Origin of the sequence: Lysinibacillus sp. G4S2, assembly GCF_030348505.1 — a bacterium.
In the GTDB taxonomy this organism is placed as follows: Bacteria; Bacillota; Bacilli; order Bacillales_A; family Planococcaceae; genus Lysinibacillus.
In genome coordinates, this window is record NZ_JAUCFJ010000002.1 from 3452207 (window position 1) to 3471533 (window position 19327).

The 19327-nt window shown below is 34.7% G+C and carries 23 protein-coding genes and 2 pseudogenes; 1 reads left to right on the top strand and 24 read right to left on the bottom strand.

What is annotated here, in order from left to right; translation table 11 throughout:
- Positions 1-46: 46 nt before the first annotated feature.
- The 6 genes from ltrA to QUF91_RS17785 all read right to left on the bottom strand — a co-directional run bounded on the left by ltrA (position 47) and on the right by QUF91_RS17785 (position 5855).
- Positions 47-1309 (bottom strand): group II intron reverse transcriptase/maturase, encoded by a 1263-nt coding sequence (gene ltrA, locus QUF91_RS17760; RefSeq protein ID WP_289416808.1) that lies wholly within the window; start codon positions 1307-1309, stop codon positions 47-49.
- 664 nt (positions 1310-1973) lie between these two features.
- Entirely contained in the window at positions 1974-2102 is a 129-nt protein-coding gene (locus QUF91_RS17765; protein WP_285399194.1) for a hypothetical protein, read from the bottom strand.
- A gap of 148 nt (positions 2103-2250) precedes the next feature.
- Positions 2251-2997 (bottom strand): hypothetical protein, encoded by a 747-nt coding sequence (locus QUF91_RS17770; RefSeq protein ID WP_285399196.1) that lies wholly within the window; start codon positions 2995-2997, stop codon positions 2251-2253.
- 727 nt (positions 2998-3724) lie between these two features.
- Entirely contained in the window at positions 3725-4783 is a 1059-nt protein-coding gene (locus tag QUF91_RS17775; protein WP_285399197.1) for a sensor histidine kinase, read from the bottom strand.
- Entirely contained in the window at positions 4780-5493 is a 714-nt protein-coding gene (locus QUF91_RS17780) for a response regulator transcription factor (RefSeq protein ID WP_285399199.1), read from the bottom strand. The genes QUF91_RS17775 and QUF91_RS17780 overlap by 4 nt, the downstream gene beginning before the upstream one ends.
- A gap of 119 nt (positions 5494-5612) precedes the next feature.
- Positions 5613-5855: a PDC sensor domain-containing protein gene (locus tag QUF91_RS17785; protein WP_289418847.1), complete on the bottom strand. Its 243-nt coding sequence runs from the start codon at positions 5853-5855 to the stop codon at positions 5613-5615.
- A gap of 593 nt (positions 5856-6448) precedes the next feature.
- Between QUF91_RS17785 and QUF91_RS17790 the strand changes: the two are divergent.
- Positions 6449-6750: pseudogene (locus tag QUF91_RS17790) on the top strand (transposase); the annotation flags it as partial.
- A gap of 678 nt (positions 6751-7428) precedes the next feature.
- On the opposite strand, the gene QUF91_RS17795 reads toward QUF91_RS17790, so the two are convergent.
- The 18 genes and pseudogenes from QUF91_RS17795 to QUF91_RS17880 form a co-directional block, all read right to left on the bottom strand.
- Entirely contained in the window at positions 7429-7692 is a 264-nt protein-coding gene (locus tag QUF91_RS17795) for a hypothetical protein (protein ID WP_289418849.1), read from the bottom strand.
- A gap of 272 nt (positions 7693-7964) precedes the next feature.
- A complete protein-coding gene (locus QUF91_RS17800) occupies positions 7965-8372 on the bottom strand; it encodes an immunity 22 family protein (RefSeq protein ID WP_289418851.1) in 408 nt (135 codons plus the stop codon).
- 83 nt (positions 8373-8455) lie between these two features.
- A complete protein-coding gene (locus QUF91_RS17805; RefSeq protein ID WP_289418854.1) occupies positions 8456-8650 on the bottom strand; it encodes a hypothetical protein in 195 nt (64 codons plus the stop codon).
- On the bottom strand, positions 8626-9060 hold the full coding sequence (locus QUF91_RS17810) for an RHS repeat domain-containing protein (RefSeq protein WP_289418855.1): 435 nt from the start codon (positions 9058-9060) through the stop codon (positions 8626-8628). Before QUF91_RS17810 ends, QUF91_RS17805 begins: the two co-directional genes overlap by 25 nt.
- A pseudogene (locus QUF91_RS17815) lies at positions 9060-9512 on the bottom strand (hypothetical protein); the annotation flags it as partial. The gene QUF91_RS17810 and the pseudogene QUF91_RS17815, both read right to left, overlap by 1 nt.
- Before the next feature lie 838 nt (positions 9513-10350).
- The gene (locus QUF91_RS17820; protein WP_285398394.1) at positions 10351-10794 is read right to left on the bottom strand and encodes a hypothetical protein; all 444 of its coding nucleotides are present in this window, start codon (positions 10792-10794) and stop codon (positions 10351-10353) included.
- Positions 10795-10929: 135 nt separating this feature from the next.
- Complete coding sequence (locus QUF91_RS17825) at positions 10930-11367, bottom strand: hypothetical protein (protein WP_289418859.1); 438 nt, start codon at positions 11365-11367, stop codon at positions 10930-10932.
- Positions 11368-11842: 475 nt separating this feature from the next.
- Positions 11843-12235: a hypothetical protein gene (locus QUF91_RS17830; protein ID WP_289418860.1), complete on the bottom strand. Its 393-nt coding sequence runs from the start codon at positions 12233-12235 to the stop codon at positions 11843-11845.
- Positions 12236-12333: 98 nt separating this feature from the next.
- Positions 12334-12645: a hypothetical protein gene (locus QUF91_RS17835; RefSeq protein WP_289418862.1), complete on the bottom strand. Its 312-nt coding sequence runs from the start codon at positions 12643-12645 to the stop codon at positions 12334-12336.
- Positions 12646-12825: 180 nt separating this feature from the next.
- The gene (locus QUF91_RS17840; RefSeq protein ID WP_289418864.1) at positions 12826-13428 is read right to left on the bottom strand and encodes a hypothetical protein; all 603 of its coding nucleotides are present in this window, start codon (positions 13426-13428) and stop codon (positions 12826-12828) included.
- 169 nt (positions 13429-13597) lie between these two features.
- A complete protein-coding gene (locus QUF91_RS17845) occupies positions 13598-13918 on the bottom strand; it encodes an RHS repeat domain-containing protein (RefSeq protein ID WP_289418866.1) in 321 nt (106 codons plus the stop codon).
- 105 nt (positions 13919-14023) lie between these two features.
- Positions 14024-14443 carry a hypothetical protein gene (locus QUF91_RS17850; protein WP_285398400.1) on the bottom strand — a complete coding sequence of 140 codons (420 nt, stop codon included), beginning with the start codon at positions 14441-14443 and terminating at the stop codon, positions 14024-14026.
- A complete protein-coding gene (locus QUF91_RS17855; RefSeq protein WP_289418868.1) occupies positions 14430-14798 on the bottom strand; it encodes a hypothetical protein in 369 nt (122 codons plus the stop codon). Before QUF91_RS17855 ends, QUF91_RS17850 begins: the two co-directional genes overlap by 14 nt.
- A 66-nt stretch (positions 14799-14864) precedes the next feature.
- Positions 14865-15503: an RHS repeat domain-containing protein gene (locus tag QUF91_RS17860; RefSeq protein WP_289418870.1), complete on the bottom strand. Its 639-nt coding sequence runs from the start codon at positions 15501-15503 to the stop codon at positions 14865-14867.
- Positions 15488-16084 carry an RHS repeat domain-containing protein gene (locus QUF91_RS17865; protein WP_289418872.1) on the bottom strand — a complete coding sequence of 199 codons (597 nt, stop codon included), beginning with the start codon at positions 16082-16084 and terminating at the stop codon, positions 15488-15490. Before QUF91_RS17865 ends, QUF91_RS17860 begins: the two co-directional genes overlap by 16 nt.
- An 887-nt stretch (positions 16085-16971) precedes the next feature.
- The gene (locus QUF91_RS17870; RefSeq protein ID WP_289418874.1) at positions 16972-17601 is read right to left on the bottom strand and encodes a pentapeptide repeat-containing protein; all 630 of its coding nucleotides are present in this window, start codon (positions 17599-17601) and stop codon (positions 16972-16974) included.
- The gene (locus QUF91_RS17875; RefSeq protein ID WP_289418876.1) at positions 17589-17978 is read right to left on the bottom strand and encodes a glycosyltransferase family protein; all 390 of its coding nucleotides are present in this window, start codon (positions 17976-17978) and stop codon (positions 17589-17591) included. The genes QUF91_RS17870 and QUF91_RS17875 overlap by 13 nt, the downstream gene beginning before the upstream one ends.
- Positions 17979-18071: 93 nt before the next feature.
- Positions 18072-19307, bottom strand: coding sequence for an IS110 family RNA-guided transposase (locus QUF91_RS17880; RefSeq protein WP_289418878.1), 1236 nt, complete (start codon positions 19305-19307; stop codon positions 18072-18074).
- Positions 19308-19327: the final 20 nt, after the last annotated feature.

Here is a 19327-nt window from a genome sequence, read left to right on the forward strand (position 1 = left end):
GACCTCTCCAACCACCGTACGTACGGATCCGTATACGGCGGTTCAATTAAGATGAATAACGCAAGATTTCATAACGAGCTTGCAGACTTTTGAGCCCTTGGTTACTCCAATAAGAGTTATCAAGGGTTCTGTGTAATATTGGACTTTTCGAGATACGCCAGTAACTCTTGCGAGTATTGCCCCATTCGTAAGCCTTCCAGTCTGGAACTCCTAAACGAATGAGGTTGCACACTTTCGTACGAGGCTTTTTCCAATTCTTCCATAAACACATGCGAAGTCTTCTTCTAATCCATCCATCCAGTGATTCAAATATTGATTTCGTATCCGCTAATGCAAAGTAGCCACACCACCCAATTAAATATTGATTCAATTGTTGAATTCGGTACTCCATTGGAAATGGCTTCTTTCTAGCTGTTAATTCCCGAATTTTGTTCTTCATTCGCTTTATGCTCTCTTTCGCAATTCGAACTTGTGGTTCTTTGCGGGAGGTAAAGCTAAATCCTAGGAATTTACGTTGCCAAGGACGAGCCACTGCGGATTTCTTCTCATTTATTTTCAATCGTAGCGTCTTCTCAATAAAGGTTTTGATACTTGCCATCACTCGTTCTCCTGCTCGTTTTGTTTTCACATAAATATTGCAGTCATCGGCGTAACGGACAAATTTATGACCACGTTTCTCTAATTCTTTGTCTAATTCATCCAGCACAATATTTGAGAGAAGTGGACTCAGTGGGCCCCCTTGGGGTGTTCCTTCATCTGTATCATAAACGACACCATTTATCATGACACCCGATTGTAAGTATCTACGAATCAGCTTGAGTAGAGGTTTATCAGAAATTTTCTTCGCTAATGTACTCATTAGACGGTCATGGTTTACTTTGTCGAAGAATTTCTCTAAGTCCATATCTACTACCCAGCGGTATCCTTCTTTTATATGACCTTTGGCTTCTCGGATTGCATCGTGAGCACTTCGTTTTGGTCGAAATCCGTAACTATGATTCGAGAAGTTCGGGTCATATAGGTTGGATAGCACTTGGGCAATCGCCTGTTGAATGAGTCGGTCTGTCACGGTTGGGATTCCTAATAGTCGCACACCGCCGTCAGGTTTCGGGATTTCGATTCTGCGAACTGGTTGTGGTTGGTAGGTTCCCTCAAGAATTTGCTTCTTAATCGTTAGCCAGTTTTCGACTACATGCTGTCGTAGGAATTTTACGGGCATTTTGTCTACTCCATGACTCCCTTTGTTTCGTTCCACCCGTTTGAGTGCGAGAAGCAGATTCTCCCGTGATAATATTTGATTCATTAGCATCTCGTTCGACTCCTCCGTGAATAGCTTGTCTTCTTATAACAGTTTCTACTGCACCCGCTCAATGTCCCTCATGGGATTCACCATTACCTCCATTAAGTCGGTCCTTCTGGATTTTCTGTGTTTACCATAGAAAACTGCATGCCAAGGGCTATTCTCTCCGAATTGTTCGGTCCTTCCCATTCATTCTAGAAGTGAATGGTACTATGACCTCTGCTGACTTCTGATGGTTCAGCTACCTATCGCTAAGTAGGTTACAAAGTGTACTTTGCGTTTCCATCAGACCTCCCCGGGTAAGCGCATGCACTTTCACACCATCTATCCGCCTCATTTACTCGATATGACCTTCGACAGAAAGGACTTTGTGTTGTTATGCACACTCATCCAATCATACCTAGCCTTATATGAGATTCGTGTTCCTCGGACCGGTGTTTTGCCTCCAGCTTCCTTCAGATTCCGCGTCGCCACGGACACCTTACTCTTGGCTAACCTCTACTTCTGTCTTCGGGGTTCGGGACTTGCACCCTATAGTTCATACGCATGCCGGGCGCACATATAAATAACCGGTTCCTTAACGTACAGGGAACCGGTTAAAATGTTTCTAAATATTCAAAGTTGAGTAATTCTTGGACTAATTTTTTAGTCAAATATAAAAATTGTACTCATTTTATTCCTCACAAATACGTTTACGAATCATGACAGATAAAAGTGTTGCAACAACTAAACCAATCGTTACGAAAGATGTACGGTTAATTGCATCGAGCAATGCTTGTTTTTGCAATAGTGTTTGATTCATCGTACCTTTTAGCTAAGTTATTCGTGTTTTTTCATATGTTGTCATCACTGTTACAAATACAGCTGTGCCTATTGCTCCTGCTACTTGTTGTACGGTGCTATTAATTGCAGTACCGGAAGGATTTAAACGCATTGGGTCCTTTTGCTGGTCACTTAGGTAAAGTACCTTCTTTGATGTTAAATGCAACACCATTATTATCTTTGCCCTTAGGTGAAAGAGTAACTAAGTTGCCGTAAATGTCTTTTGCAGTAAATACTCCAACGGAATAGATTTCATCAAGCCATTGTTGCTCGAATTTAGATTTTCCGATATTAAATAAGTAACTCATCTTTTTTCCATCGATAAAAGTAACCTCTACTTCAGTAAATCCTGTTTCTGATAAACTCTCATCAAATGGGTCATAGTCTTGCTCTATAACATCATCAGCTTCTTTATCAAGATCTTCTTCTATTTCATAATGATTAAGTTCATTTATTGTTGATACAGATTGGACAGGAAACGCGGGATTATAATTGTGTTCATCGTTTCCATATTTCATATGTGTTATTTGGGTTACCTCTTCAACACTTGGAGACGGGAATCCTTCTCCTTCAGTTGAGAGGTTAAGCCTTTCTTTTGTATAGTTTTCATGCTCTTCCAGGATTAAAGGACCTTTAATGACAGGTGTATTCAAAGAAGGACCATTTTCTATCGTTAAGGGCAAATCGTGATTAGCTTCATTCATTGGTATAATTGAAGTTGTTGCATTATTTAATATTTGTTCACGACGCGACAATATCTCGGTCGAACCCTGCTCCTCTAATCTTTCTAGCGCTCTTTTAGGTCCTGAGATTTCGACTTCTGTTAATTGATCAAGACTGGCATTTTTTCCCTGAAAAAATGATTTTATTTTCATAACTAACACCCTCCATTTTAAAATTTTATGATATTCAAATCATTCTGACGGACTATTTGATAATCTAATTGATTAGAGTGTAATAACTTTATAAGTGGTGTATTGAGTTTTGCAATGTCGTTGCTAATTGAATTAATTATTTCTACATGTTGTGACCATTCCTTCTCCTAGTAAAGGTTTTCAGCAAAAACTTCGATATTTGAAGAAACGTTGTTCATGGCCATTACTTGTTCTGGGTACAAATTTTCATATTTTAATAGATCTTCTTGATAGTTATTAATATTTTTTTGATATTTTGTGAGTTGGTTATTAGTAGTCCTACGTAATTTCATCCCTTTGATAATAAATCCTCATAAGCTGGTCTAATATCAGGATGTCTTTTTGCTCATCCGTTATATTAGTATTATTATTGCCTATGTTTGTTTGAAATTTCTTCACACACGAGGAATTAATAAAAATAACACAAAACCCCTATCATTCGCAGGTTTCACACGCCTGTTTCTTTGTGCTACCCTGCCACTAGAATGGCGAATCTGGGTGAAAGAAATCCTGATATTTCATCGGGACATAAATCATTCACCGACTGTATAATTTTGGTTAATCAACACGTGTGAAAAATTATCATGCAAATGATCTGTATCTCAAAGATGAATTGATGTGCAGATCGTTTGTATGAGCAAGCTTTAACAAAAAAGAATCCCTAAAATAAGGGATTCTTTTTCTATATCTATTTCTTTTCTGATATGACGGGAAGAGTAAACCAAAATTCACATCCTTGTTTTCCATCTGGACGGTCCCGAACACCAATTTCTCCTTTATGCATTTCCACTAGTGATTTTGCAATAGCGAGTCCAAGTCCAGATCCCCCAGATTGTGAACTTCTTGATGGATCTGTTCTGAAAAAGCGTTCAAATATACGAAGTTGTTCATCGTAGGAAATCCCATTCCCCTCATCACGCAAAGTGAATATAATTTGCTGTTTCTGTTTATTTCCCTCTACAATTAACTCAATTATACCACATGTAGGAGAATGACGAATCGCATTATGTAACAAATTATTGATTACTCGGGCTATTTTACATGGCATAACCCAAAGTTTTGGTAATGTATCTGAAACACGTAATTGCAAATCAATCTCTTTGTCTTTCAATAGGATAGCATGTGAATCTATTACTTTTAATAGAATACTATCTATATGTATTAAACTTGGATTAAATGCTTCTTGTCCAAGTTCTAACTTAGACAGTTCAAATAAATCATTAATTAGTCCATTTAATCGTTGTATTTCGTTTAGAATTGTCGTTAGATACTGTTTTTTCATATCAGCATCTGCAATTAAGCCATCCTGTAACGCTTCTATCATCAATTGTATGCTAGCAAGAGGCGTTCGTAAATCATGTGAAATATTCGCAATCAGTTCAGTACGTTCTTTTTCTCCTTTTTCTAACTTAGTAAAGCTTTCTTCTAATTTTTTTGCCATTTCTTGAAAAGCTGTGGCTAATTCTTTAAACTCTTCCGGTTCTTTCCCTATAATGTATATCGTTTCAAAATGTCTATCACTAAATTGTTTGGTTAATGCAATTAAATTTTGGATAGATCTCATAATGGGACGTGTCATTAACCAGTAAATAATCGTTGAAATAATGAGTGCTACCACCACGATTCCTATAAATAACCGTGTCTGTTCTGGTCTAAGTAACATTTTTCTTTCGCTATACCAGATAGAGATTAACATAATACCCGTACTTAATAAATTCATCAACAACAATTGATAACGTAACTTCATATTTCATTTCCTCCATCTGGCTCAAAGCGATAACCTATACCCCAAACTGTATGAATCCAACGATTCTTTGTTGTATGTTTATCTAATTTCTCTCGTAGGCGACTTACTAAAACTGTTACTGTATTTGTGCACCCTACATAATCAAAATCCCAAATTTGTTCCAGAAGTTGGGATCTTGAAAATACTTGTCTTGGATGTTTTGCCATTATATGAAGTACCTCAAATTCTTTCACTGTTAACTCAATTTCATGCCCACAAACAAATACACGTCTTTTTGTTGAGTGAATCTCTAAATCTTGGAATCTTACTATCTCTGATACTGGTTCTTGCATTTGTATTGTTGCTTGATTGCCTCTTCGTAATACAATTTGTACCCTTAATACTAATTCACGAGGCGAAAATGGTTTTGTTACATAATCATCCGCGCCTATTGTTAATCCCAAAATTCGATCTCTTTCTTCTCCCCTTGCAGTCAAAATAATAATAGGAACATTAGAGTGTTGGCGAATTTCCTCACATAGTTCCCATCCATCTTTTTTCGGCATCATCAAATCTAAAACAATGAGATCTGGTTGATATTGCTGAAATAAATTCCAACCTTCTTCTCCGTTTTCAGCGGTGTATACTTCATATCCTTCTCTTTCTAAGTACCGTTTGCATATTTCACGGATATTATCTTCATCTTCTATAATTGCAATTCTTGTTGTCATACATAAAACCTCCTCTGTTCCTTTATAAAAAATAAAAGAAATCTTTTTTGATTTACTTATAATATTGTAAAATGTTTTTTGCTAATTGCTAATTTTTATTTTACGGCGAATTGTAATTATCAGATTAGACACACTACCCCAGATTTGTCCTTTAGCTGACGAGCAACTGTTACAACCATCTCTCCAGTAAATGCATCAATATAAGGATTCGTTATTAAAATTTCTCCCTTTAAAGCCGTATCCTTTTTATACCAATCTCTTTCTAAAACATTGTAATCCGTAATATTCGATTTAGGTTCTAGAAATATTTTCCCCTCATTTGTTCCAAGATAAATGCTTGAAACATTTGGATTCATCTTCATATAATGATGAAAATCGGTTAATATTACGGCTCCCTTCTGTTAATACATAGAAGAATCTATTTCCTCGCTATAAACATTAATGTCGTTTATTTTTTCACTAATGGTTTTATCAATAGTTGAATTTAACATAGTTACACTTTCATTTGCACTAAATAATATTTCTTCTTTTATCGAATTTTTTGCCGAAAGATACGAAAAACTCCCAACAGTAATAACTGGAACTAGCAAGATAAGAGCAAATAATGTGTAAAGCTTGCCCTTAAAGCTTCCAAATAATTTCTTCTTACAACAGTTCTCCTTTTGCCTCCATTAGTTCTTAAGATGTTTATTATTGTATAATTTTGTGTTTTATTTTAATGGCACTATAGTCAATGATCTAGACTCAAAAAGAATGCCGCTTCCCTCTACTGCTCACAACCTACCCTTCTTTTATCGATGAAATTTCACCCTAGGCTTTTATCGGACGAAATACATAAATTCAAACTCCTTTTTTCATTTTTTGGATTTAACTAACATAAATATTTCCATTTAGAACTTTTTCATCATTCAACCAAACACGGAATCTCACTTTCTTTCGCACAGAAAACAATTGAGATGAATATTGTTTTACACGTACTTTGAAAATCTATGTAAATGAAGATTGTACTGATTGTTTATTCCGTTCCTTCTGTACAAAAGCTAATGAAGAAAATAACAGGAAATTAATGATCAATGACAAGTGGGAAGAACAAAAAGAATATAAGCTTTCAGAAAAAAAAAACAGGTGCTATCTATCGACAACGACTAATCGATGCAGTACCAGTTTTTGGATTTATGAAAGCTAATTTGCGTTTCACTCGATTTTCTGTCCGTGGAAAATCAAAACGAAATGGGCTTTGCATTGATGGCAGTATAAACTTATTCGGTCTTTTCACATAGTCATAGAATGTAGGATTGCCCCCTGTAAGACCTATAAGGGCCTATTTGCGTATACATTCCCATACTAGGATCCTAATATTGAAATATTCTTTACACCACACTCATCATTTTAAAGCCTCTCAACATACAAATTTCGTATAATCATACTCTTTTTTAGAGTGGACTTTTATTCATAAATCTTACCCACATATAACATCATCGATAAAAAATTCCAATCAATATTTTGGCCTTAAGAAAATATCCGTGTAGTTTAAAAAATAATCTACATAATGGTGAAACATCGTTCTAGCAGAATAGTCTAACTCTACACTTAAGACCGAAGAAAGAACATTAGAGAAACATTCTTTTTTATTCCATAAATTCCCTATAGATAAAGGGTTTCGATAATAGGCACTTAAAGTATCCTGTCAGATTTCGCTCATACGTTCTTTGGTCGCCTTCGACTTCCAATAGGCTTGACTTATGTACTCACGCGCTTGCCTTTTCGCTTTGGGACGAAAACGCATATGGCACCAGCCCATCTTATTCGAGTATTAAGATAAAGTTTTGGAGGAGAAAAAGGATATGTTTTAGAAGTTTTACTACCTTTATTATACTTATTCGAATATTCCTCTTGGGTAAATATTCGGAATGTAAATCTATCAGGTCTATCCTTTTAATCTATCTTCCTTAAACCATCCAATGAGCCTTTGAGTGCTTTAACAATTTCTTGTTGCATTTGTCTAATTTCTCTTATTTTAGCTCCAGATCCCCATTTTCCGGAAGAACGGAACTTTAAAGAAAGTTCATCACTTACAATAAAAGCGTCAATGTCAAAGTCCGTTGGATCAAACGGAAGATTTCCTTTATGAGGACCTTTCCTACTAGTAGCCAAAGAACCTCTATATCCGACTTTAGCATTAGGGTCTATCTTATTCACTATTCATTCTAATCTTGCAAATAATCCGATTACGGTGCTGTTATGAGTTGTTATACCGCTGATGCTAATTATTTTGTGTTCGATCCGCACGATTTGAACTAATGTCTCCAAGTTTAACTGGTATGATATCCAAAATAAAACCACCTTTCGTAGAATATCTATATTAGCTATTCTACCTAAAGGTGGTTAATGTAGAAATCCGTCATACTATTTCCCACTTACCGTATAACCCAATTATTTTAGATTATTTTTGGTTTATCCCTACTTAAATACTAGATAGCATCAAACATTCCAATATAAGTTAGCTTATTATAAAGCTTTTCTTTATCTTTTATCATGATACCACCATCATAATACCAAAACACTGCATTCGCTTTTTCAACGCCCTTCTTTATACAAATCTCTCTAATTTTTGTTATAGTTTCTTCCGTAACTGATAATTCATCTTGGTTTATAAGAATATCTAAGTCTATCTCTTGTGAGTGCTGGGTATATCCAATCCAGTCCTCATCGTAAAATACTTCCCCTATATCTTTACAAAAACCACAGATTTTATAATCTAAATCTCCTATTTCTACATCTTCTCTATAGTCTAATTTAAAATACTCCTCATAATCCTTCTCAAAATTATTTCCTACCCAAATATGCACTTTAGATGTGTTTTGTTCTCCATAATTCATTTGTTATTTACACCTCATCTTCATATGATTATCATGATTTTTATTGATTATTCCAAGTGCTTCTTCCTTCGTTTTAGCACTCTTTAACTGTTTAATAACATGTCATGGAATCTCTTACTTGCACTACTACTGTGATGTTTACCTGATATAATATTACCATCTCCACAAATATACCTAAAATACTTTTTATCACCATTTAAAGGAACTACCATTTCCAACAACTCCTCTGCTGTGAATCCTAATTCCCTCGCTTTTACAGCAATTGATACAGGAAACATCTCATGAATACCTCCTCCATTTCGTAAGCTCTTTTAACAGATTGAATATGTTGAGAAACTTGCTCTGGAGTAGCTTTATTAAACCATTCAATAAATCCACCGTTTTTCCAAGGTGCTAGTCCGAATAAGTCTACCTCAGCATTAGGATTACTAACATATCCATACAATGTAGGATTATTTCTCGTCAATCCTATCAGATCAATCTGCGTGTACATTCCGTCGGCTGGTGAATAATAACGGAATCTTTTATAGTACAATCCTGTTTCAATATCTTCATACTGTCCTTGATATCTAAATGGAATAAAATCTTTTACATCTGTAAATTCTTTTACCCTGCCGAATATATCAAGCTCAGCTGACCAAACTTTATTACCTTCCTCATCAAAGGATTCGACAGGCGTGATAATCACTAATAATACTGTTTAACTTCATTCGTAATTTTAGCTGAAGGTACAAACCAATCCTTAAATATCCATGTAATTAGGTTATCTACTATTTCGGAGTCAGTCTGTAAAGAAGATTCAACTAGATTTTCAACTTTATCTAAATCATTCTGCCTGAAATACTCGTGTAGGATCGTATTCTCATCCCAGACGAAACTCATAGTTTTCTCGTCAGAACGCTTCTCTATTCGTCTACCTAGCGGGTCATAGTTGAAAGTAACTTCTGTGTTGTCAGGCTTGATGACTTTCTCCATCATGCCATTGCCGTTATATTCGTACCTCCACGTATCACCATTCTTTTCGACTTTTTGAATCAGATTCCCTTCCTCATCATAAAAGAATGTGGCCTCTCTTGTTTCAAGCAATCTACTTCCAGCACCATAGACACGGTCTGTCTTTTCTTTCGTTTCATACAGATTCCCGACATCATCGACACTACGGTGTAAGAAGTCAAATTGACCTCCTTAATTGGACCAAACTAGGTTACTGAATTCATCGTAACCATAAGTAACTTTTACGCCAGTTAACTCATTTACCATGCTTCGTAAGCAGTAATTGACATCCCAATTATAGACTCGTCTTCGTGTATGACGGCCCTGACTACTTATTCGATGGTGTATTGGTCTACCAGTTATGTCATACTGCCATTTGCTGATGACATTATAATGACATCTCCGGGTAATATTCTCTCAATCTCTTGACCAAGTGCATTGCTGCTGTCCAATGTTCTTGCTCTGAGCGAAAAGCCGTGATTTGCGACACATTTCCAATTTCATTACGACCAACATCGATTTTTGCACCTAAGCTACTCGTAATCTGTGAACGGTTGCCTAGTTCAAATTAAGTTATAAGATTATAATGAGGTAAGCGTTGACTATATTTTAGGGAAAACTAATGAGAGAAAACCTTATCCGAAAAGCAAATAATTTCTTAAATTAAAAAGAGTAGGACTTAAAACCAATTTGGTTTTTTGACTACTCTTTTGCTTGTTTTGTTCTATTTTTAGTTGAGATTATTATTCACTCAGAGCGATATTCATATTATAGAAAAGAGTTTTGACCGTCTAGTGTGCTAGTTCCGTACGAACTGGCTCTAACCTTGTCATGTCTTTTTATACCGTTATGAAAGTGGTTGCCATATTTCTAAATTTACTGACTTTTTATGTCATAACGAATCTATTTTTATACGGGCTTAGATTTTTATTTTACTAAACTAATATCCACTTTTTTAGGATTGATCCGATCTCAAAATGGCGAATCAAACAGTGATATAATGCGATAACTCTTCGGTATGTTTAGAAATCCAGTTTCTTTTCTCTAATTCAATTAACAATTCTTTAGTAGCAGCTTTTAAGGATTTTTCAAATTCTATCAAGTCGCATTCACATTCAGTCATTGATAGTATAGTACCCTGTTTTATTTGCACGAATTGAAATTTTAATAAACCATTTTTATTTACTACATCAGTTTTAAATGGTCCGTCAAAAAAACTTAATTGGAAGGTAGTCTCATCTGAATTGTTTTTTATTTTTTCAAAAGCTTGATTCCAATCAATCAAGACATCAACAATATAATCTATCCAATTTACTTTTTTTATTTTTGGAAAAACATTATTCCCGTAGGAAAAATACACCTCTCCAACAATCACATCCTGTTGATACTTTACTAAACTTGAAAGATTAATATTTACAATAACCTCCATCTAATACACCTCAGTGAAAATTTTTTGAATATTATCAACGATATTTTAGACTTCTATTTTTATACGGGCTTAGATTTTTACTTTTCTAAACTAATATCCACTTTTTTAGGATTGATCCGATCTCAAAATGGCGAATCAAAAAGTGATATAATGCGATAACTCTTCGGTTTGTTTGGAAATCCAGTTTCTTTTCTCTAATTCGATTAACAATTCTTTTGTAGCATCTTTTAAAGACTTTTCAAATTCTAACAAGTCGCATTCACATTCACATACTATTTTTGTTTTATCATATATTTCTTGAAAGAATTGGAATTTTAACAAACCATTTATATTTATTACATTTGCTCTAAATGGTCCATTAAAAAATTTTAATTGAAAAGCAGTCTCATCTGAACTATTTTTCATTTTTTCAAGAGCCTCATTCCAATCAGTTAAGACCCAAACAATAAAATCTGACCATTTTTCTTTTTTTTCTTTCGGAAAAACTGTTTCTTTGAAAGAAAAATACACCTCTCCAACAATCAAGTCATGGTACTTTACCAAACTAGATGTGTTAATATTTACATTAATCATCATATTAAATTCCTTTCTATAGATACCTACAGTGTATTATAGGTTTACAATAATCCAATCAACCTAGGCAAGTAGTCTTACCGTCTTTATATTTTTTAAAGCCTTCACTAGGTGTATCAAAATATGAAGTGAAATCACTATTTATATGCTGGGTTTTCGAATTATGTAAGTCTTACTGACCTTGAAAACATCCTAACGTGAGAATTAACAATATAAATAAAATCATGCTCATCTTCAACGTAAGGTCTAGTATTTAATGATCTAATCTTTTTATCAAAATTTTCTTTTGTAGGGAGCGGGGCGATTACAGGCGTAATAAATGGAATCCGTTTTGATGACTGCCTTACCTAGGAAATGGTAGTAAATAATTTATGGAATGTAAGAAACGCGATGAAAAGTGTAAGAAACAGGATGTGAGAGATGATCAACATCCTGTTTGCTTAAATTTTTATTGTCTGCTTGAATTTGGTCTCACTCAAGATTTAATCCAATTGAGTATTAGGCTTTCAATCTCTATTAAGTTTTTTTCATTTAACACACAATTGATTACTAATTCATCATTATGATTATCCATCGTACTATTTATCCAATGAGAAAGTTCTTGTCGGTCTCCCATATCTGTCTGAAGTATTCTGATAATCTTTTCATTTTTTAATGATTTTGCAGAAAAAATGGGATTTGCATTCATCATACTTTTCCCTTTCGAAAATTTAGTGTTGTAAAAAGGAGAAATCCATTCATTTTTATTTTTACTGTTTTTATCTAAAATGCTTAGAAAAAAATCAATCCAGAATTGCTCTAACTCAGCATAAACATATTCATCTTCTAAATAAGTATTGAATTTCTGAAATTTATGGTGTGGAATCATTTACAAACCCCCCCCCTTTCCTTTTACAGGTGATGGATCAGGAACAAAAGTTTTTCCCGTTTTTACTTCAACGTCCACTCTTTCATGTTTTGTATTTTTTACTTGATAAGTATTTGAAACAGGAGCATCAACCCAATTAACATTTCCAGCATTTTTAATAATTTTCGTGCCTTTTCGAATTCTGTTTTTCTTAATTTTCTATCCGTTTCGCTTAACTTAGCCTCTAACTCATCCACCATCGCTAATCCCTCAGAAACTGTTGAAGGGGTATCACGATTCCAAGCTACGGATTCTTCTAATTTGGAACCTTGCGCTTGAATTCTGCCTCTATGTTTAGCTAAACCAAAAGGGGCTATCTCAAAATTCGGATCGCTCACATAAGCATACAATGTCGGATTCTGTCCAGCCAAACCTATTGAATCAGGCTGTGTATACTAAATGACTCGCTTTTGACATGCTTTTTATTTTGCAAAGCTCGATATATTGGGACTTCTCTTTTGCATCATTTAATAGTTTACAATCCCTCTGAATCAACTAATTCATCTTTTAAATAGGTTATTTCTTCATTTAAGAAAACGCTGATTCCTAAATCACGATTTTCTGTGTTTTTTTTTAAAACTTATTATCTCATCTATTAAATTTTGTATTTCAACTACATCATTCTGATTGTAAGTGTAAATTTTAAAATATAATTTAATGAGATCATATTTTGTTTCTGCTTCTAAATTGTATAGATCGTTGTTTATGTTTTGGTAATTAAATGTTGATGTTTTTTCAAGAATCAAATATTTTAAAGTCATTTGTTCATCAAAAACTATAAATACATCTTCTGTTAATTCCCTGAAAATATAACTTTCAGCTAAATAAAGTTCATTTTCAATAGAATATGAAAAAATAATAGTATCCTTATATAGAAATTGACGTACATTATCAAGTTTTTTGTTTTTATCCAAAAAAACTTGAAAATTTAATTCTATCTTTTCTTTTTGTTTTTCACCTAATACTTTTAGTACTTTAGGTTCGTTTTGTAGAATTTTAGAACCTGAATTATAGAGTAGCTGAATGTTTAGTTTACAAACATTTCCGAATCTATCTGCTTCCCAATAATCTTGTATTTCATCAGAAGCATAAACTGATTCTCCCCACTCTATACAGTAGTAACCACCATTAACTATTTTTGTTATATTATTCATAGTTTCATTCTATTTGAGTAATTGCGGGCTTATCAGTTATAGACTTAATGTCTTTATACACTCCGGCAGCATCAGACTTGCCATAAGCGGTTATTATGCCAGAGCCCTTTCCGCTAACTACTACAACATCTCCATCTTTATAGAATAGTAAATGATTATTGTTCTTATGTTAAAAAATATTATCTGGATTGTCGAGTATATCCTTGATAACATCATGATTTTTAGGAAGAAATAATATCAATATATTCTTGATATTCAGAAGGTATAGACAAGGATCTACCAATTTATTTACATCACCAACATACCCTTGGAAAGTAGGATTATTTCTAGCTAATCCAATCGGGTTTTGTTGGGTGTACATACCCATTTCTGGGTCATAATAGCGAAAGCGATTATAGTATAATCTCGTTTCCAAATCATGGTATTGACCTAGGAATCTAAATGGAATAAAATCCTGCTCTCCGGTTAGTTCTCTAACCTTTCCGTACATATCCAGCTCCATTGACCATACAAGCTTGCCTTGACTGTCATAGGCAAGCTTAGAACACCTAGATAGTTAGAATTAAAGTCGACAACTAGGGTATTGCATATCAATTTATTTTACTATGGAGATTTTTTCAGGGTTATGTATTGGAATTTTAATTTTAATACCCTTTGTACTTGTTACTTGAATAGAATCATTTTCTAATTCTGCTTTTATAAAAGGATTACTATTATCTAAAAATAAGAACCAAATTAATTTTCCTGTTTTATCATTCAATTGAACAATACCGTCTCCTCCAAAACTACCTTCTCCAATGCTTACAGTAAAATCATCTGTTTCATACTTTTTCAATATATCAAAATGACATACGGAATCTCCATCATTGTACTTGAAAAAACTTTCAATTGTCGATTTGCATAACACTCTTATCCATTCGTTGTTATTATCTAAAACTAGTATATCTTCATTAGAAAAGAAAAAAGCATTAATTAATGGACACTCAAAATTTTCAATCAACTTATTTATACTCATAAAATCTCCTTTTTTTACAAGGAACTATAGGTTTCTCTTTCAATCCTTTATCAGGAACAACTCCACCTGCTTTTTTGTTCCTTATGTCGTTAAACCGTTCTTTGAATTTCTGTCCCCAAGTCTTCCCTGTTGTAGAATCAGGATGTATGTCTTCTGCTTTTACAACATTAACTTCAAGTTTTTCTATTCCTGCATTTTGAGCAGAGAGTAATCTTCTATTGTCGTAAGATACCAGTTGTCCATCAACTTCGATAACATTTATTGGTGTATACTTAGATGCATCAAATACCCTTACTTCTGATACAGTCCTTTGTGAGAAATTAATGTCATTTGGATTTACAAATATGGTTTCCAACCCAAACACATCAATCCATGTGTTAGGATCTTTCACATATCCGTATAGTGTAGGATTCCCACCAACCTACCCAATCGGGTCTTGTTGAGTGTACATTCCCATATCAGGTGAATAGTGTCTAAATCGATTATAGTATAACCGTGTTTTCAAATCATGGTATTGACCTTGGAAACGAAATGGAATAAAGTCCACTGAGAATTCTTCTTTACAAGTATAGCCACCTATTTTTTCATTATCTGTGAATTCTTTCTCTCTTCCATATATATCAAGTTCTGCTGACCATATTAGTGAACCACACTCATCATAAGCACTTACAGGTGTGCCTAGATGGTCGGTTATAATACTGTAACTACCTTCACTTGTTAGTTTGGCTGTTGGGATAAAGGTGTCTGCATCAAATATCCATGTTGTCAGCTCTTCTTTTGTCGGTTGGGACGGGTTACTCTCTTTTGTTATGTTCCATTCGTGCAAGATAGTGTTGCCATCCCATAGAAATTTTGTTACTTTGGCTACTCGTCGTCCGAGCGGGTCATACATAAAGTGAACTTCTTTTAAAATAGATTTATCCTGTGAAAAACTTATAGCTTTAGACATCATGCCATTTCCGTTATATTCGTACTTCCACGTATAACCATTCTTCTCAACCTTCTGAATCAGATTACCTTCATCATCATAAGAGAATGTGGCCTCTATCGTTTCAAGCAATCTACTTCCGGCACCATAGACACAATCTGTCTTTTCTTTTCTCTTGTTTCATACATATTCCCGACATCGTCTACACTGCGGTGTAAGAAATCAAATTGACCGCCTTGGTTGGACCAAACGAGGTTACTGAATTCATCGTAACCATAGGTAACTTTTACTCCCGTTAACTCATTTACCATGCTTCGTAAGCGATAATTGACATCCCAATTATAGACTCGTCTTCGTGTATCGCGGTTTTGACTACTTATTCGGTGGTGTGTTGGTCTACCCATCGTATCATACTGCCATTTGCTGATGACATCCCCTGGTAAGATTCTCTCAATCTCTTGACCGAGTTCATTGTACTGCATTGACACTATCCAAATTTCTTGCTCTGAGCGAGAAGCCGTGATTTGCGGCACATTCCCCATTTCATTACGAGCTACATCGATTTTTGTACCTAAGCTACTTGTAATCTGTGAACGTTTACCTAATTCATCATAGCTACTTGCAATCCACTGGTCATTCTGCCATTCCCTGATTACTTGTCCAGATGTGTCCCGCTCAAACTTTACGGTCACATGCTCATTCTCAGTCTCCAATAACAAGCCATTTTCGTCATAGCCAAACGTTTCCCAAGCGACATCTTCCCTATACCGTCGTGCAGATACGCTTTCAAAATATTACCTGGACGATGAATCAAAAGATAATAATTTTGTTGAGTGTTCAAATTAAAACACCCCCTGAAAATTAGACTTCTGGTCTAACTTTCAGGAGGCAGTAAACTCTTTTTTCGGTATACACTCAAAGTATTACTCTTCAAGTTATACTATACCTTTAAGGAGACTTTTCCCCATTTCGCTGTTCGATGTTTCTTTAACCAATTTTCCAGTTTACTTCCCTTAGGTGACTTAGGTTCAGACTTGGTTCATGTTCCTGATAAACCAGGTCACGGAACTATCCAACCAACTAGAACTATAATAATTCTTGTAAATGTTTTTTGAGACTCTATCACATAGGATACTGAATCCCGCTCCTCCATTGATCGCTCGATGTCGTTGAATAGCCTAGTTAAGTACTTGGATAGGAAAGCGTAATTTACTTCTCACGTTTTTTATCATCGGGTAACACTCTTGGGTGGTACTGCGCCTTCATAACATATTAATTTTGAACAAACATGTCATGGCTTTATCTTATCAACAAATTCTAACTTCTCTTTTTACTTGTCTGCATTGTAGAGTAAATGTGGAAGCTTTATTTAACACCTACACTGTAAACCACATATTCTCCCAGTAAATATGGGTTGTCTTCCTAAAGTCGTATTGTTTTAACCATAACAAAAAGCCTTGAAAGGTGGTTAGCCAATCTAGGTTATAAATAATATATCTAAAAAGTTATTTTGCTCTTACTTCAATTGCTCATCACTTCTAACCCTATACATAATTGTTGGTTGTACAACAAAACCCATTTTCTACTAAATCCAAAATGTTTACTTATTATCTTGTAACCACTTTCTAGCCTCTCCACCTATTAGAATATTTGGTCGTTCCGGCGTCCCAATATTAATACTTTTAATAAAAGCCTCTTCTAAGCCTCGAACCCCTGTTAGTTTAGCTCCGTTTAGCAATACTTTTTCAAACGTCGATTCGCTTACGTCTGCATTTTGAAGGTTTGCATTACGAAAATCTGCATTATCAAAAAGGGCTGCTACTAATTTTGCATTACGTAAGTTTGCACTATTAAATATAGTTTCAATACAATCACTCTTAGCAAATCTTGTATTTTGAAGGTTTGCGTTTGTAAAGTTTGCATAAGAAACATCTGCTTTATAGAAATCAGCATTTTCTAGATTCGTAAACACAAAGCTTGAAGAACAAATAGTTGAAGAATACATTTCTATATTTATCAAGTTCATATTATTAAAGATACAATCTGTAATATAAGCCTGATTTAATGGATATTTTATTAAATCTACTTCTGTCAACTTTACTTCATCAAGAACTAACTTCTTGCCTTCTAATCCTAGAGAATCAAGCCAAATTTTATGTGATTCTAAAAGTTGAATTAATTCCTCTTTTTTGCAATTATTAATGATGATTCCCCCCTCTAAGGATACCAAATAATCTTGTCTGATATCCCCTCTTTTTGTATTGCCTCTTTCAATTGCTTGGTATGTTCTGGGGTCAAATTTCTATCATCAATTATAACATTGTGACCTCGTTCAAACTCTTTCTTTATTTTTTTCATAGCGTTATCAACTGTAAAAGCACCTTTTTTGGGTGAAGTATGACCATGGGGATAAGATTCAAAGCTCTTTACATCCCATTTTTTCCCTGTAACAGTATCAATAAACTCTGCACCTTTATCAGCTTTTGGATCTCTGATAATTTTTCCTAAATCACCACGACTTTCTAATTCTAATCCAACCTCTCTTTCTTTTATTCCTTGATCTTCGATTCTTCCTGCATGTGATGGATCTCCTGCTAAATCATCCAATTCTTTCTGTGTTCTTCCTCCAGTATATTTACCCGTACCCTATGTTGTAATCTTAAAATCGCTAATAAAAAAAACAATCTATCTTATACCTTATTAAACTACTTCTTCCTCCTTTATTATCGGCAATTCATAGGCTGTTTTGTGCTTCATCATACCGTATATAATGTTCACAAGCCGTCTCATGATACAAACCAATGCTTGTCCCTTTGTTTTGCCTTCTTTTAGTTTCCGTTGATAGTATGCATAAAACACTGGGTTCCTAGGCAGCTTACTTCCTTTTGCCACTTGTACTTGCTGTACGGCTAAGTTGTAAAATAAAGCATGTAGCGCCCGATTTCCTTGCTTGCTTTTTTGTTCCCTTCCTTTCCCACCAGAGCCAAAGTAAACAGGCGCAATACCCGCAAATCGTGCTAATTTGTTGGCATTCGGAAAACGGCGTACATCGCCTATTTCTGCAATTAAAGCTGAAGCTGTAACGAGATCTATGCCTGGCATCGTGTCTAATTGAAAGTCTAGTAAACTCATTAACCCTTTTAATTCTTGTTCCACAAAACGCATTTCCTGCTTCTTAAATGAAATGTCTCTGACGATGCTCTTTACTAGAAAGTCTCGTGTTTCTTGGTGTTCTCTTACTGTGTTTCCATCCTCTTTCACCAACTTTAAAATTTCACTTGCTTTTTTCACTGAACATGTATTATTACTGGCTTCTAATAAAAATATGGTCAATTGCTTAACACTTACCCCTTCTAAACTCGGTGGAGATGGGTATCGTTCCCAAAATGCTAATGCTGTTTTTCCATCTACTTCTGAAAAAAACTTTTTATAGCTTGGATAGTGGTGACTTAATTGAATATGTAGTTGATTCTTTAAAGCCCCTTGTGCTTTTACTAATGCATTTCTTCTACTGACCAGTTGTTGTATCGACCAATATAAATCATGTGGTTTAGCGTCTGGTAACTGCTCTAGTTTGTTCACCAAAATTCTGGCTACACATTCTGCATCCCAACTATCGCTTTTTTGTGTGGTCATATTGCTTTTTCGTTCAGCGTATGAAAGAGCTGGATTTACTTCTTTTACAACTTGTCCGTGCTCATCCAAAAACTGCGCTAATGCTCGTCCATAGCCCCCAACATCTTCTAAACCAAAAATAGGTGTCAAACCATCGTCCATATGTTTATATATATCCAGTAAAAATGTTGAAAAAGCAGACGGTTTATTTTCAAACTTTATTTCATCTAGTTTCTCTTGCCAACAATTAATAATAACCGCCACATGGTGTTGCTTATGTAAGTCTACTCCCACATAAAAATGTTTCTGTCGTTCGTGCATTAACTCATCCTCCTATTCAA

Bases quoted from the DNA above. Each gene is read 5' to 3' on its own strand.
- QUF91_RS17765 (WP_285399194.1), bottom strand. From the start codon at position 2,102: ATGAATCAAACACTATTGCAAAAACAAGCATTGCTCGATGCAATTAAC.
- QUF91_RS17845 (WP_289418866.1), bottom strand. From the start codon at position 13,918: ATGTACGGAAAGGTTAGAGAACTAACCGGAGAGCAGGATTTTATTCCA.
- QUF91_RS17880 (WP_289418878.1), bottom strand. From the start codon at position 19,307: ATGCACGAACGACAGAAACATTTTTATGTGGGAGTAGACTTACATAAG.
- QUF91_RS17805 (WP_289418854.1), bottom strand. From the start codon at position 8,650: ATGTTTCCTGTATCAATTGCTGTAAAAGCGAGGGAATTAGGATTCACA.
- QUF91_RS17785 (WP_289418847.1), bottom strand. From the start codon at position 5,855: ATGAAGATGAATCCAAATGTTTCAAGCATTTATCTTGGAACAAATGAG.
- QUF91_RS17775 (WP_285399197.1), bottom strand. From the start codon at position 4,783: ATGAAGTTACGTTATCAATTGTTGTTGATGAATTTATTAAGTACGGGT.
- QUF91_RS17840 (WP_289418864.1), bottom strand. From the start codon at position 13,428: ATGAATAATATAACAAAAATAGTTAATGGTGGTTACTACTGTATAGAG.
- QUF91_RS17850 (WP_285398400.1), bottom strand. From the start codon at position 14,443: ATGAGTATAAATAAGTTGATTGAAAATTTTGAGTGTCCATTAATTAAT.
- QUF91_RS17780 (WP_285399199.1), bottom strand. From the start codon at position 5,493: ATGACAACAAGAATTGCAATTATAGAAGATGAAGATAATATCCGTGAA.
- QUF91_RS17800 (WP_289418851.1), bottom strand. From the start codon at position 8,372: ATGAATTATGGAGAACAAAACACATCTAAAGTGCATATTTGGGTAGGA.
- ltrA (WP_289416808.1), bottom strand. From the start codon at position 1,309: ATGCTAATGAATCAAATATTATCACGGGAGAATCTGCTTCTCGCACTC.
- QUF91_RS17770 (WP_285399196.1), bottom strand. From the start codon at position 2,997: ATGAAAATAAAATCATTTTTTCAGGGAAAAAATGCCAGTCTTGATCAA.
- QUF91_RS17830 (WP_289418860.1), bottom strand. From the start codon at position 12,235: ATGATTCCACACCATAAATTTCAGAAATTCAATACTTATTTAGAAGAT.
- QUF91_RS17820 (WP_285398394.1), bottom strand. From the start codon at position 10,794: ATGGAGGTTATTGTAAATATTAATCTTTCAAGTTTAGTAAAGTATCAA.
- QUF91_RS17825 (WP_289418859.1), bottom strand. From the start codon at position 11,367: ATGATTAATGTAAATATTAACACATCTAGTTTGGTAAAGTACCATGAC.